This window comes from Polyangium mundeleinium (assembly GCF_028369105.1).
Classification (GTDB): domain Bacteria; phylum Myxococcota_A; class Polyangia; order Polyangiales; family Polyangiaceae; genus Polyangium; species Polyangium mundeleinium.
Genome location: NZ_JAQNDO010000001.1, coordinates 11,206,346 through 11,219,405 on the forward strand (window position 1 = coordinate 11,206,346; position 13,060 = coordinate 11,219,405).

A 13,060-nucleotide genomic window follows, 5' to 3' on the forward strand; every position below is an offset into this window, starting at 1 on the left:
CTCGCCATGGTCCGAATCGCGATCCTCGCAACGCACCCGATCCAGTACCAGGCGCCGCTCTATCGCGCGCTCGCCGCCCGTGACGACGTCGCCATCAAGCTCTTCTTCTGCTGGGACTTCGGCGTCAAGGAGACCCGCGACCCCGGCTTCGGCCAGACCATCCGCTGGGACGTCCCCCTCCTCGAAGGTTACGACCACGAATTCGTGCCGAACGTCTCGAAGCGCCCCGGCACGGACCATTTCTTCGGCCTCGTCAACCCCGGCGCCTTCGCGCGCATGTCCGCGTTCCGCCCCGACGTCATCCTCGTCCACGGCTACGCCCATTTCACCGAGCACGAGGTCATGGCGCGGGCCCACCAGAAGGGCATCCCCGTCCTGCTCCGCGGCGAATCGAACCTGCTCGCCAAACGCCCGCCGCACGTCGCCCTCGCCAAGCGCCTCGGCCTCCCCCCGATCTTCCGCCGCCTCGGCGGCGCCCTCGCGATCGGCGCCCTCTCCGCGCACTACTTCGAGCATTACGGCGTCCCGAAAGAGCGCGTCTTCCTCGCGCCCTACACCGTCGACAACTCGTTCTTCCAATCCCAGGCCGATAACGTCCGCGAAGAGGCCCGCGCCTTCCGCCGGGAGCTCGGCATTCCCGCGGACGACCTCGTCGTCACTTACGCCGCCAAGCTCATCCCCGTGAAGGGCTGCGCCGATCTGATCCGCGCCTTCGCCGCGCGCCCGCGCCCCGGCGCCCACCTCGTCCTCGTCGGCGACGGCCCGCTCCGCGGCGAGCTCGAATCGCTCGCCAAATCCCTCTCCGCGCGGGTCCATTTCGTCGGCTTCGTCAACCAGAAGCGCATGCCGGCCGCGTATGCCCTCGGCGACGTCTTCGTCTTGCCCTCGCGCTTCGAGCCCTGGGGCCTCGCCGTCAACGAGGCCATGAACCTCGGCCTGCCCATCATCGCCTCCGATCAGGTCGGCGCCGTCCCCGACCTCGTCGGCCCCGACAATGGCTGGGTCTTCCCCGCCGGCAGCGTCCCTGCGCTGACGCGTGTCCTCGACGAGGCCCTCGCGCAACACGACGGTCGCGCCTCGCGTGGAAAAGCCTCCCTGCGCCGCATCGCGGACTGGGACATCCCGCACACCGCCGAAGGCTTCGTCCGCGCGGCCCGCGCCGTCTCGTCGCGCGCATGAAGATCACGTTCCTCTGCCCCGATCTCGTCGACGCGCCCCACGGCGGCATCCCCACCGTGAGCCGCCAGCTTTTGCGCCAGCTCGAACGAATCGCCGCAGAGCGCCGTGTCCCGCTCGCCTTCGACGTCTGGGCCCTGCACGACGCGCCCCACGACACGCGCGACGTCGCCCGCGAAGTCGGCCTGCAAACCCCGCCGCGACGCTTCCGCTCCTTTGGCGGCTCGCGCCTCGGGATGCTCGCCGCCGCCGCGCGCGAGCGCTCGGATGCGGACCTCGTCTTCACGACGCACATCGGCCTCGGCCCTGTCGCCCGCCTTCTCCGCCCGCGCGCTGCGCCCGTCGTCCAGTTCCTCCACGGCGTGGAGTGCTGGCGCCCCTTGCCGGCGCACCAGCGCGTCGGTCTTTGGGGCTCCGATCTTTTGATCAGCAACAGCGCCTTCACGCTCGATCGCTTCCTCGACTGGAATCCCGAGCATCGCTCGATCCCGAGCAAGGTCTTCTGGCTCGGCCTTTCGAATGATCGGGCCACGTTCGAGGTCGCGCCCCCTGCCGAAGACGCCGGCCTCTCCGCCCTGATCGTCGGCCGCATCCACCCCGAGGAGCGCTACAAGGGCCACGCCGAGCTCATCTCGGTCTGGAACCACGTCCGCCGCCAGTGCCCCGGCGCGCGCCTCGACATCGTCGGCGACGGCGCCGCGCGCCCCGCGTACGAGGCCCAGGCCAAGCGCCTCGGCCTGCTCGAAAGCGGCGCCGTCCGCTTCTGGGGCCGCATCCCCGACGACGACCTCCGCGCCCTCTACCAGCGCACCACCGTCTTCGCGATGCCGAGCCGCGGCGAAGGCTTTGGCCTCGTCTACCTCGAAGCCATGGCCGCGGGCGTCCCTTGCATCGGCTCGCTCGACGACGCCGCGCGCGAGGTCATCGTCGACGGCGAGACCGGCCTCTCCGTGCGCTACGGCGATCACGAAGGCCTCGCGCGTGCCCTCGTCGAGCTCTTCAGCGACGCGTCCTATCGCGACCGCCTCGGCCGCGCCGCCCGCGCGCGTGTCCTCGCCTCCTTCACCGAAGACCATTTCGGCGCGCGCATCTGGGACGCCCTCACAGAGCTTCACCCGCGCGCCTTCGCGGCAGGCACCGCATGAGCGTCGCGCAGGCCGAGCACGGGACCGAACGGCTCGGCGCGCCCGGCATGGCCGAGCGTGTGCTTCGTGGCGTCGCGGCCATGAGCGTCGTCGCGATCGTCGGTTACGTCGGCCAGCTCGTCGTCGTCCCCGTCGGCATGCACGCCTGGGGTCCTTCGCGGTATGGCGAATGGACCTCGCTCTCGGCCCTCGTCGCGTTCCTGACGATGACCGACCTCGGCGTCCAGTCGCATGTCGTCAACCGCATGTGCGCGCATCACGCGCGTGGGGATCACGACCTCTTCCTCGCCGACCTCCACAGCGCGCTTCGCCTCCAGGGCCCGCTCGCGATCGGCATCTGGATCCTCGCCGCGCTCGTCACCGCGGTCTTGCCGCTCGAGACGTGGCTCGGCATCACCACCGCGACGCACTTCGAGACGTACCTCACGCTCGCGCTCCTCGGCTTCGAGCTCCTCCTCGGCGTCCCGCTCGGCGCCCTCCGCGGCACCTACCGCGCCACGGGCCAGCTCGTCCGCGCCGCCTACCTCACGGCCTTGAAGCGCGGCGTCGAGATCGCCTTGCCCGTCGTGCTCATGCTCGCCGGCGCGCGGTTCCCCGTCGTCGCGCTCGCCCGTGTCGTGTGGGCCCTCGCGCTCGACGTGTACGTCGTGCGCGACCTGCACCGCCAAAACCCCTGGTTTCGCCTCACGCCCCTCGGCGGCGATAGCAAAGCGGGCCTGCGCATGCTCGCGCCCGGCGCGCTCTTCTTGCTCGCGGGCCTCGGCGAGTTCCTCGCCAACCAGGGCAACCTCCTCGTCATCCAGTCCGTCATCGGCGGCGAGGAGGTCTCTCGCTTCGCGACCCATCGCAACATCGCGAACATGGGCCGCATGCTCTCGATCCAGCTCACGACCGTCGTCTGGCCCGAGCTCACCGCGCTCGACGCGCTCGGCGATCCCTCACGGCTCGTGCGCGCGCATCGCACCACGACCAAGCTCTCGGGCTTCCTCATCGGCCTCGCGCTCCTCGGCTTCTTGCCCCTCGCCGAGCCCGTCTACACCGCGTGGACCCTGAAAAAGCTCACGCTCGACCTTCCCACGCTCGGGATGCTCGTCGCGCAGGCCGTCCTGTGGGGCTTCTGGGGCGTCGGCTCCACCGCGCTGCTCGCGACGAACCGCCAGGGCCGCGTCGCGGTCTTGCTCACGGCGAACGCGGCGCTCGTGTTCGTCCTGTCCGTCCTGCTCGTCCCGCGCTTCGGCATGCGGGGCGTCGCGGCGGCCGCGCTCCTCGCGGATCTCGCGCTCGCGGCCTGGATCGTCCCGCGCGCCGCTTGCCAGGCGCTCGGCGACCGGTTCGGCGGCTACGCCCGCGAAATCCTGGGCGCGCTGGGCCTTGGTTTGCTCGTCCCGGCCGCGCTCTCGGCCGTGCTCTGGTGGTTTTTGCCCGAGGGGATCGTCCGGGCCGTCCTCGTGCCGCCCGTCTTTGGCGCCCTCGCGCTTTTGCTCTTCTGGATCGCGCTCGCCCCCGAGGAGCGCGAAACTGCCCGGGGGCTCGCCGGGAAGATCCGTCGAAAGCTCGGCGGCACGCGGGGAGATGCCGCATGATCCGGACCCACGACGCGAAGGACAACGTTTCATGAAAGACAAACACATCCTCGTGACGGGAGGCTTCGGCTTCCTGGGAAGCCATCTCGTCGAGCGCCTGCTCGCGGACGAAGACGCGCGCGTCCACGTCGTCGACAACCTCAGCACGAGCCCCCTCGATCACGAGGCCTTCGTGCGCCGCGTGAACAACCCGCGCCTCACGTACGACATCCTCTCCGTCGAGGACTACTACGCACGCGGCTCGTTCGCGCCCTTCGGCGAGATCTACCACCTCGCCTCGGTCGTCGGCCCTGTCGGCGTCCTCGCTCATTCCGGCAAGATCACGAAGAGCATCACGGACGACACCTACCGCGTGATCGACATCGCGAACCGCACGGGCGCGCGCCTCTGCGACGTCTCCACGAGCGAGATCTACGGCGGCGGCCGCGACGGCTACTGCTCCGAGAACGACAACAAGATCATCACGCCCAAGGTCTCGGTCCGCCTCGAGTACGCCGTGGCCAAGCTCGCGTGCGAGATCGCGCTCGTCAACACGTGCAGGGTCTCGGAGCTCTTCGCCGTGATCATCCGCCCCTTCAACATCGCGGGGCCACGCCAGTCGGGCAAGGGCGGCTTCGTCCTGCCGCGCTTCATCAAGCAATGCCTCGCGGGCGAGCCGCTCACGGTCTACGGCGACGGCGGCATGATCCGCGCCTTCACGCACGTCGACGACGTCGCCGAGGGCATCGTCCGGGCGTTGCGCCTCGGCCGCCGCGGCGAGGCCTACAACATCGGCAACCCGCAGAACAAGATCAGCATCCGCGACCTCGCCGAGCGCACCGTGCGCATCACCGCCTCCGAGAGCCGCATCGATTACGTGGACCCGAAGGCCCTCTTCGGCCCGCTCTTCGAGGAGGCGAACGACAAGTACCCCGACGCCGACAAGGCCATGGGCGAGCTCGGCTGGCGCCCTCGCTTCGACCTCGACACCGTCATTCGCGACAGCGTGGAGTACATTCGTGCGGGGCGCCTCGACTGATCTTCCTCCTCCGCCAAAGCTCTCGCCTCGGCCCCCTCGCCGCGATGGAGACGTGCGCCCGCGCGTCTCCGTCGTGATGCCGACGTACAAGCGCGCGCGCCTGCTCGGCGCGACGTTGCGCTCGATCCTCGCCCAGTCGTTCAGCGATTTCGAGCTGCTCGTCCGCGACGACGGCCCGGGCGGCGACGGCACCGAGGAGGCCGTGCGCGAGGCCGCGGCCGGGGATCCGCGGGTCAAATACCACCGCAATCCGAAGAACCTGCGCATGCCGGCGAACCTCAACGCCGGCATCGAGGACGCCGTCGGCGAGCTCATCGCGGTCTGCCACGACCACGACCTTTACCACCCGGATTTCCTCGCCGAGCTCGTGCGCCTGCTCGATCGCCACCCGCGCGCGCTCTTCGCGCACACGGGCCTCGAAATGGTCGACCAGGACGATAGGCCCCTCGGCGCGGTCCACGTCGGCCCCTGGCCCGAGCTCACGCGTGGCCGGGCTTGGCTCGACTTCATGCTCCGGAGCTTCAGCTCCCCCGTCTGCGCGCTCACCCTCGTCCGGCGCGACGCGCACGAGCGGCTGGGCCTCTACGACCCCGCGTTTGGCTTCATCGCCGACGTCGAGATGTGGATGCGCCTCTGCGAGCACGGCGACGTCGCGTATGCGGCCCGCCCGCTCGTCCGCGTGCGCAACCGCGAAGACGGCCACGACGTCGACGTCAACCCGTGGCCGATCCACGCGTTCTCCTTCGCCATTCACCGCAAGTACGTCCCGCGCCATTTCCAGGGACCGATGCGCCTCGCCAAGGAAGCCGCGCTCGCGCTCCGCGCCGACAAGCAGGTCCTGCACGAGGTCGCCTCGCGCCTCCGCCACGGAAAACCCATCGGCCTCGGCGCCTCGCTCGGCCCCCTGCGCGATCATGCGGGCCCCCTCTCCCGTGCCCTTTTGCCCCTCGTGGGCCCTCTGGAATCCCTTCTTTCGGAGAAACGCTCGTGAAGACCTCGCTCCTCGTCGGCCAGAGCCCCCTCGACATGATCCCGCGCGTCCTCGACGAGATCGTGGGCACGCGGATCCTCGACGTCGGCTGCGGCGTCGGCGTCTATGGCTTCATGCTCCGGCATCGCTGGCAGGACACGCCGATCGGCTTTCGTCAGGTCCGCGAATACGACCGCCGCGACCCGCGCCTCGACGAGCCCGAGCTGCTCAGCGGCTGCGACCTCACGGTCCACAACCTCCGCCGCACGAGCCACCACCGGAGCTACGACGAGCTCGTCCTCGCCAGCGCCGACGCCCTCCCCTACCCCGACGATTACGTCGACACCCTGCTCTGCATCGAGGTCCTCGAACACCTCGACAAACCCGCGGCCCTGCGCGCCCTCCGCAATTTCGAGCGTATCGCCCGCAAGCGTATCGTCATCACCGTCCCGCGCGAGTCGCTCGACCCGCACACCGGCCACGACGAGCGCGCCTTCTTGCGCCTCGAGAACCCCGATCCCGACGTCCAGGCCTGGACCTTCGCCGAGACGCACCGCTCGGCCTTCACGCCCTCCGAGCTGCGCTCCCTCGGCTTTCGTTGCGGCCGCAAGGTCGAGCCGGGCCCGCGCGCCCCGCTCCAGCTCGCGATGGCGCTCTGGCAGACGTATGGCCCGCCCGGCGGCCAGCTCCTCGCCGTGAAGGACCTCGACAAACCCGAACGCCAGAGCCGCGGCGCGCTCCCGCCGCCGCCCGCGATCACCGAGGGATTCCCCGATTACCGGCCCGCGGAGCGCCGCCCCGCGCACACCCCCGCCGCCGAGGTCGGCTGAACCTCCGGGGCCCATGGACGCGACGATCGCCCGGCCATTCGCCACCACGGCGGGAGCCCGCCCGGGAGGCCTCCTCGACCGTCGTTACGGCCCGCTCGTCCTCCATGCGTTCCTCGTTTTGCTCGGCTTCACCACGCTCGGCTTCGCCGAATCGCCCGCCACCACGCTCTACGTCACCGGCGCCGCCGTCACCGTCGTCTTTCCGTGGATCATTCTCCTCGAAATTCGACGCGCGCCGCTCGGCCTGAGCCCGATCTCTTTTTACTTCGGCTGGAACACCGTGTCCCTCGGCCTCGCGGCCATCCACCACGGCAACAAGCTTGCCGACGGCATCCCCATTCGCTTCAGCGTCCAGACGATCTATCCGGACGAGCTCGCCGCGGGGTATGTCATGTACCTCCTCGGCTCGTTCGGCCTCCACGCGGGGCTCCAGTTCGTACGACCGATTCCGAAGCCCGGGGAGCGCTCGCCGTCCGGCGGCTCGGGCTTCTTGCTTCTCTGGGTGATCGGCATCCTCGTCCGGTTCGGCGACAAATTCATCGTCGGGATCGGCGCGTTCGGCGGCCTCTTGCAATGGGGTTCGCTCGCGGCGCTCACCCGATACGTCATTTTCGAGTCCAAGGACTACCGGCGGGCCTCGTTCTGGCTCCTCATCACCCTCGGCACGGCCATCGAGTTCGCGGTCAACCTGCGCGCGGGCTCGAAGGCGTTCCTCATGTTCAGCTTCCTCCCCGCCGGCCTCCTCTTCGCCCGCGAGCGCGCCTTGCGCCGCTGGCTGCCGGTCCTCGGGCTCGCGCTCACGGCATTTTACCTCGGCGTCGTCGCGCCCGTCGTCGCCGCCTCCCGCCAGGCGACGGAGCTCGCCGGCGAGAGCCAGAGCGATCGTATCGTCCGCACCTATTCGCAGGGTGAGTATGGCGAAGGCGACGGCATCGAAGAGCAGGCCACCGCCTTCTTCGAGCGCTCCTTCGAGCCGATCCCCGCCTCGTTCCTGTACGGTGAGGTCGAGCGGCACGGCCTCCGCTGGGGCGATACCTTCGATTACCTGGCCTACGCCTTCGTCCCCCGCATCTTCTGGCCCGACAAACCGACCGTCTCCCGCGGCGGCTGGTTCTACTATTACATCGGCGCCGCCCGCACCGAGGCCGAGGCCACGACCTCCATCGCGCAGACCGCCGCCGGCGAGATGTACTGGAACTTCGGCTTCCCCGGGGTCATCCTCGGCCTCGCCGCGATTGGCGCGCTGTTTGGCTCCCTCTGGCGGCTCACGACGGCGTTCCCCGAGCAGGATCCGATCCGGCTCGTGCTTTACATCGGCATCGTCTTCAACATGATCGACATGTCCGAGGCGGGGACCACCGTCGTCAACATTGCCTTCCGCACCATTGTCCTCGTCCCGTCGATGTACCTCCTCGACCGCACGGCGAAAAGGCGCGCGGAGGCCCTCGCCGGAGTACGGTCCCCCTCATGAGCCGCGACGAACGAGGGACGAACGAGCCGGCCCGCATCGCCGGCCTCGACACGCTCCGCTTCTTCGCGGCGGCGATGGTCGTCCTGAGTCACCTCGGCCCGCCGCCCTTGCTCGCGGGCCTCGAACGCACGAACCGCGTCGCCTGGTTCCTCTCCGCCTCGTATGGCGTCGCCTGGAATGGCCCGGCCGCGGTCATCGTCTTTTTCGTCATCTCGGGCCTCTGCATCCACTGGCCCACGCTCACGCGGCGCCCCCACTGGCCCGAGTATTTCGTCCGCCGCTACGTCCGGATCGGCATTCCCCTCCTCGCCTCGATTGCCCTCTCGTCCGCCGTCGGCATCCCTTACGTCGGCCTCTCCGCGTCGATCCTGTGGAGCCTCCAGTGCGAGCTCATTTACTACACCCTTTATCCGCTCCTCCTCGCCCTTCGTGATCGGTTTGGCTGGCGCCCGCTCCTCGCGGGCTCGTTTGCCCTCGCGACGGCGGTGATCGTCCTCGTCGATCCGCGCGCGCTCCCGTACCCGGCGTATGGCTGGGCGCTGCAATGGGTCATCGGCTTGCCCTGCTGGCTGCTCGGTTGCTTGCTCGCCGAACGAATTCAAGAGCGCCCGGCCCGAACGAACCCCCGCATCTGGGCCTTCCGCCTCGCCGTCTGGCTCGCGAGCGCGGGGGCCCTCGCGCTCCGGTTCCATTCTCCGATCGGGTATCCCTGGACCCTGAACGCCTTCTCGCTCCTCGTGTATGCGTGGCTCCTCGTGGAGATCCCGCACCTCGCGGCCTCGCGCGTGCCCCGTTTCTCCGAGCGCCTCGGCCTCTTCAGCTACTCGCTTTACCTCGTCCACCTCGCGGCGTGGGAGCTCTTCAAGAAATACTATCGCCTCAACCTCGGCTACTTCGTCGATTGGGCGCTCCTCATGGCCCTCTCGCTCGGCGTCGCCTATGTGTTTTTCCTCGTCTGCGAGGACCCGTCGCAGAAGCTCGCGCGGCGCCTCGCGAAATCCCTCCGCCCGAAACCCGCGGCGCCGCTGCCGACCGCCTGACGCGCGCCATGCGCAGAAACCTCCGCGCCGCCGCGATCCTCGCCCTCCCCTTCGCCGCCGGAGCGCTCGCCAGCGCGCTCGTGTTTCGCCACATGGCCAAACCCGCCCCGGCGCCGCGCCCCGAGGCCACGATCCCCGCCCGCGTCACGCTCCCGCCCGAGCACCTCGGCGTGCTTTCGTTGTTCGTGCTTGCCGGCCAGTCCAACATGTCGGGCCGGGCGGCTTTGCCGAACCCGCTTCCTGCGCCGGTTCCCGGCGTCTACATCTTCGGCAACGACGGCCGCTGGCACGAGGGCCGCGAGCCGGTTGATTTCGCCGAAGGCCAGATCGACGACGTCTCTGCCGACCCCGGCGCGGGCGCCGGCCCTTCCGTGGCATTCGCCGCCGCGCTCCGCGACAAACACAAAGATCGACCCATCGGCCTGATTCCTTGCGCGAAAGGCGGCTCGTCCCTCGCGGAATGGCGCCGCCACCTCGGCGACGACACCCTGTACGGCGCGTGCTTGAAGCGCGCCCGCGCGGCGTCCACCGCGGGCACGGTCTCCGGCGTCCTGTTCTTTCAGGGCGAAACGGACGCCATGGATCCCGCCCTCACGGCGGCGGAGGCGCACCCCGATCCGTCGAAATGGGCCGCTGCATTCGGAGCTTTCGTCGCCGACCTCCGCCGCGACCTCGGCGCGCCCGATCTGCCCGTCGTGTTCGCCGAGCTCGGTTCGCGCCCGACGGACAGCCGTTTCCCCGCGTGGGAGCGCGTCAAGGAGCAGCAACGTGCGGTCGCGATTCCGGGCGTCGCGCGCATTCGCACGGACGACCTGCCGCTCCAGGATGCCGTGCATTTCGGAGGGGAAGGGCAGGAGGCCATCGGGAGGCGATTTGCGGAGGCGATGGAGGGGTTGCTCCGACGATGAGTTCGCCTACTCGTCCACGACGCGAATGGGCATCCAATCGAACCCGGTGACGCCCGCGTCGTGGAAGATGCGCCACACCTTGGGAGTGACGAGGAACCAGGGGTACGGGAAGAGAGCGTCGCTCACGTCGCCGTCGAAGCGCGCATCGCCGAACCATTCCCAGGTCACGTTGACGTCACGAATGTCGGCCAGGTCCGAGGCGCGGTAGACGAGGCGGAGGGGGACCTCCGAGGGCGTATCGAAGCCGCTCCGGCCGCATGCGCAAAGTTCGGAGGGCTCGATTCCCGTCGAACGTGGTGACAGCGGCGGCATCGTGTGCGCAGCGCAGATCTGCCGCCACGGGAGCTGAATGTGGCCCCTCTTTTCGAAGGCTGCGAAGACACCTCGGAACGAGATCCCGGTCAAGCCGCTTTCCGCGAGCGTGCCGGCCAGCTTCTCGTCGACGAGCATGTCTGTTTCGTCGAGGGTGACGATGGTGAAGAACGCGCCTTCTTCGATACTCTGCCACGTCGGGACCGCATCCCACCGGGTCCAGGAGCGTGTGTGGCCCCCCTTGGATGTCGTTGCTGATCAGGAGTCGAACCTCTGTCCTCATGTCGCGCCTCGATGGCAGTTACTTTCCGAAATACGGCCTGATGGCGTCGAGCCAGTGCGCGTGGTCCTTGTAGACCTTTTGGTACACCCTCCACAGCTCCTCAGGGCGCCTCGTCCTCATGATCTGCTCCAGCGAGCCCATGGGGACCAAGGTCGCCACCAGCACGCCCGTGGTGAGCCGCGTCGGTGACGGCCGGCTCGTGGTCTTCATCTGGTCCGGATCGGAGCTCGCCTACGCCGTGCAATCCACCGCTGGCTGGACGCAGTGGTCCAACTGGCAGACGCTCCCTTTGCCCGCCGGCTTCTGACGCTCCCGCCGCGACTTAATTGCAGGTAGCGCCGTCCACGAAGCACTTCTGAAAGTTGCAGCGGCATTGCACCTGCCGGCCACCCGGCAGGTCCGTGCTCCAGCCGTCCTTGGAGCAATCCGAGAACGAGCAACGCGTCCGCGCCGTCTCCCCGCCGGGCAAATCCGTGTCCCAGCCGTTTTTCAGGCAATCCGAGAACGAACACCGCGTCCGCGCCGTCGCCCCGTCCGAAAAGCTCGTCTCCCAGCCGTCCTTCATGCAATTGGAAAACGAGCACCGCGTCCGCGCCGTCGTTCCATCGGGGAAGCGGGCTTCCCAGCCGTCTTTCATGCAGTCGCCGAAGGAGCAACGCACGTCGACGTCGCCCTCCGGGGTCGAGGTCGTCCAGCCGTCCTTCAAGCAATTGCTGAACTTGCACCGGCCCGAGGCGAAGACCGCGGCAGCCACGTAACGCGCCGTCTTCGCCTGGGCTTTTCGTTCGACCTCCTGCGCCGCGGCCTCGGCGGCGACACGCTCGGCTTCGAGCTTGCGAAACCTGGCGACGTCGCTGGCCGCGCTGGCCCATTTCAGCTTCTTCGCGTCGTCCCCCGCGCGATGGAGGCATTCTCCCACGAAGGAAGGGACATCGTCCGCGGACACGTTCGGCCTCACGCGGGCGCAAGCCCGAAGGACGACGGCGTCAGCCTCGGGGCTCACGGCGACGTTGACGAGGACGTCGAAAAGCTCGAGCGAGGGCGCCTTTTCGAGGGCCTTGTCGAGGTAACCCACGGCCTCCGTTTCGAGCTTGCCCACCTCCATTTCGCCGGTTCTCGCCGCTTTCGTCCGCCGGGCTTCGATCACGAGCTCGGCGAAGGACCTGGCGTCGCCGACCAGGTCCTTGCCATCTGCGATCTTGGTGCGCAGCGACGTGAGTTCCGCCTGAATCTCCTCGACGCGCGTATCCTCTGCCGCAGCTTCTTGTTCTGCCTCCGCGGCCCGCGCGGCGGAGCGATTCTCCGCGGGGACCTGGATCGGCTCGGGCTCGTTAAAGCCGCTCGTCTGCATTTGCAGGGGGATGAGCGAACACCCCATGCCGAAAACGACGGGGAGCGCAGCAACCAGCGCGCGCATCTGCCTCGCTCGGATCCCGGGACGTGCCATGGAAGGAATGCTACCGCGGTGAGGCGCACGGGCGCAATCCGCGCCGCGGTCGCGCGAGGACCACGTGATGCCCCCGCGCAGGGGAAACCGCTGCGCGCCCTTGCCTCGGCGCTCCGGCTTCTTCACCATGCGCTCCGGCACATGGCGTCGCTCGATGACATCACCAAGCGCTACTACGAGACGACGGCCTCGCGTGGCCACCGCCCGACCGCCGAGCACTACGCCACGAGCGCCGCGGGCCTCCTGCGCCGCCTCGGTCCTTGGATCCCGAGCGATCGCACGACGCCGTGCCTCGACCTCGCCTGCGGCTGCGGCGAGCTCATCTACGCGCTCGAACAACGCGGGTTCGCCCGTACACACGGCGTCGACCTCTGCGTCGAGGAGCTCGACGAGGCCCGCAAGTTCGTGCGCGCCGAGCTCGTCGTCAGCGACGTGATCGATCACCTCGCGGCCCAGCGCGAGGGCTCCTTCGGCTTCGTGACGGCCTTCAACATCGTCGAGCATCTGCCCAAGGAGCGGCTCGTCGACTTCTTCCGCGAGGCGCGCCGCGTGCTGCGCCCCGGAGGCGCGCTCGTGGGCATGGTGCCGAACGCGGTCTCTCCGTTCGGCGCGGCGGCGCGCTACTGGGACATCACGCACCAGATCGCGTTCACGCCGAACAGCCTCACGCAGCTCGCGGCGATGACGGGCTGGGGCGACCGCGTGGAGTTCCGCGAGTGCGGCCCGGTGCCGTACGGCGTGAAGAGCGCGATCCGATATGTCGCCTGGCGCGCGCTGCGCGGCGCGATCGCGGCGTGGTTTCTCGTGGAGAACGGGGCGCCGCGTGACGGGATTTATTCGTCGGACATGCTCTTCCGGCTGCGAAAGGAATCCTGAG

At 69.1% G+C, this 13,060-nt stretch carries 13 protein-coding genes; 11 read left to right on the forward strand and 2 right to left on the reverse strand.

Going from position 1 to position 13,060, the window contains the following annotated elements:
• The first annotated feature begins 6 nt into the window (after positions 1 to 6).
• Genes POL67_RS44120 through POL67_RS44160 form a run of 9 tightly spaced genes read left to right on the forward strand, consistent with a single transcriptional unit; the run spans position 7 to position 10,141 of the window.
• Positions 7 to 1,179, forward strand: coding sequence for a glycosyltransferase family 4 protein (locus POL67_RS44120; RefSeq protein ID WP_271927317.1), 1,173 nt, complete (start codon positions 7 to 9; stop codon positions 1,177 to 1,179).
• Positions 1,176 to 2,321, forward strand: coding sequence for a glycosyltransferase family 4 protein (locus POL67_RS44125; RefSeq protein WP_271927319.1), 1,146 nt, complete (start codon positions 1,176 to 1,178; stop codon positions 2,319 to 2,321). Before POL67_RS44120 ends, POL67_RS44125 begins: the two co-directional genes overlap by 4 nt.
• Positions 2,318 to 3,904 carry a lipopolysaccharide biosynthesis protein gene (locus tag POL67_RS44130; protein ID WP_271927320.1) on the forward strand — a complete coding sequence of 529 codons (1,587 nt, stop codon included), beginning with the start codon at positions 2,318 to 2,320 and terminating at the stop codon, positions 3,902 to 3,904. Before POL67_RS44125 ends, POL67_RS44130 begins: the two co-directional genes overlap by 4 nt.
• 31 nt (positions 3,905 to 3,935) lie before the next feature.
• Positions 3,936 to 4,922, forward strand: a complete 987-nt coding sequence (locus POL67_RS44135; RefSeq protein ID WP_271927321.1) for an NAD-dependent epimerase/dehydratase family protein — start codon at positions 3,936 to 3,938, stop codon at positions 4,920 to 4,922.
• Between the two features lie 52 nt (positions 4,923 to 4,974).
• Entirely contained in the window at positions 4,975 to 5,913 is a 939-nt protein-coding gene (locus tag POL67_RS44140) for a glycosyltransferase family 2 protein (RefSeq protein ID WP_271927322.1), read from the forward strand.
• Positions 5,910 to 6,722 (forward strand): class I SAM-dependent methyltransferase, encoded by an 813-nt coding sequence (locus POL67_RS44145; protein WP_271927323.1) that lies wholly within the window; start codon positions 5,910 to 5,912, stop codon positions 6,720 to 6,722. The genes POL67_RS44140 and POL67_RS44145 overlap by 4 nt, the downstream gene beginning before the upstream one ends.
• 13 nt (positions 6,723 to 6,735) lie before the next feature.
• Positions 6,736 to 8,193: a hypothetical protein gene (locus POL67_RS44150; RefSeq protein WP_271927324.1), complete on the forward strand. Its 1,458-nt coding sequence runs from the start codon at positions 6,736 to 6,738 to the stop codon at positions 8,191 to 8,193.
• Entirely contained in the window at positions 8,190 to 9,233 is a 1,044-nt protein-coding gene (locus POL67_RS44155) for an acyltransferase family protein (protein WP_271927326.1), read from the forward strand. The genes POL67_RS44150 and POL67_RS44155 overlap by 4 nt, the downstream gene beginning before the upstream one ends.
• A gap of 8 nt (positions 9,234 to 9,241) precedes the next feature.
• On the forward strand, positions 9,242 to 10,141 hold the full coding sequence (locus POL67_RS44160; protein WP_271927328.1) for a sialate O-acetylesterase: 900 nt from the start codon (positions 9,242 to 9,244) through the stop codon (positions 10,139 to 10,141).
• Between the two features lie 6 nt (positions 10,142 to 10,147).
• Here POL67_RS44160 and POL67_RS44165 read toward each other — a convergent pair whose 3' ends face one another.
• Positions 10,148 to 10,591 carry a hypothetical protein gene (locus POL67_RS44165; RefSeq protein WP_271927329.1) on the reverse strand — a complete coding sequence of 148 codons (444 nt, stop codon included), beginning with the start codon at positions 10,589 to 10,591 and terminating at the stop codon, positions 10,148 to 10,150.
• A 263-nt stretch (positions 10,592 to 10,854) separates the two neighbouring features.
• On the opposite strand from POL67_RS44165, the gene POL67_RS44170 reads away from it, so the two are divergent.
• A complete protein-coding gene (locus tag POL67_RS44170) occupies positions 10,855 to 11,043 on the forward strand; it encodes a hypothetical protein (protein WP_271927330.1) in 189 nt (62 codons plus the stop codon).
• A gap of 15 nt (positions 11,044 to 11,058) precedes the next feature.
• On the opposite strand, the gene POL67_RS44175 is transcribed toward POL67_RS44170, so the two are convergent.
• Positions 11,059 to 12,183: a hypothetical protein gene (locus tag POL67_RS44175; protein WP_271927332.1), complete on the reverse strand. Its 1,125-nt coding sequence runs from the start codon at positions 12,181 to 12,183 to the stop codon at positions 11,059 to 11,061.
• 141 nt (positions 12,184 to 12,324) lie between these two features.
• On the opposite strand from POL67_RS44175, the gene POL67_RS44180 reads away from it, so the two are divergent.
• Positions 12,325 to 13,059, forward strand: coding sequence for a class I SAM-dependent methyltransferase (locus tag POL67_RS44180; protein WP_271927334.1), 735 nt, complete (start codon positions 12,325 to 12,327; stop codon positions 13,057 to 13,059).
• The last annotated feature ends 1 nt before the right edge of the window (position 13,060 follow it).

What these genes read in the sequence shown, in the direction of transcription:
- POL67_RS44125 (WP_271927319.1), top strand. Translation starts at nt 1,176, where the DNA reads ATGAAGATCACGTTCCTCTGCCCCGATCTCGTCGACGCGCCCCACGGC.
- POL67_RS44170 (WP_271927330.1), top strand. Translation starts at nt 10,855, where the DNA reads ATGATCTGCTCCAGCGAGCCCATGGGGACCAAGGTCGCCACCAGCACG.
- POL67_RS44155 (WP_271927326.1), top strand. Translation starts at nt 8,190, where the DNA reads ATGAGCCGCGACGAACGAGGGACGAACGAGCCGGCCCGCATCGCCGGC.
- POL67_RS44150 (WP_271927324.1), top strand. Translation starts at nt 6,736, where the DNA reads ATGGACGCGACGATCGCCCGGCCATTCGCCACCACGGCGGGAGCCCGC.
- POL67_RS44135 (WP_271927321.1), top strand. Translation starts at nt 3,936, where the DNA reads ATGAAAGACAAACACATCCTCGTGACGGGAGGCTTCGGCTTCCTGGGA.
- POL67_RS44130 (WP_271927320.1), top strand. Translation starts at nt 2,318, where the DNA reads ATGAGCGTCGCGCAGGCCGAGCACGGGACCGAACGGCTCGGCGCGCCC.
- POL67_RS44120 (WP_271927317.1), top strand. Translation starts at nt 7, where the DNA reads ATGGTCCGAATCGCGATCCTCGCAACGCACCCGATCCAGTACCAGGCG.
- POL67_RS44180 (WP_271927334.1), top strand. Translation starts at nt 12,325, where the DNA reads ATGGCGTCGCTCGATGACATCACCAAGCGCTACTACGAGACGACGGCC.
- POL67_RS44175 (WP_271927332.1), bottom strand. Translation starts at nt 12,183, where the DNA reads ATGGCACGTCCCGGGATCCGAGCGAGGCAGATGCGCGCGCTGGTTGCT.
- POL67_RS44160 (WP_271927328.1), top strand. Translation starts at nt 9,242, where the DNA reads ATGCGCAGAAACCTCCGCGCCGCCGCGATCCTCGCCCTCCCCTTCGCC.
- POL67_RS44165 (WP_271927329.1), bottom strand. Translation starts at nt 10,591, where the DNA reads ATGCTCGTCGACGAGAAGCTGGCCGGCACGCTCGCGGAAAGCGGCTTG.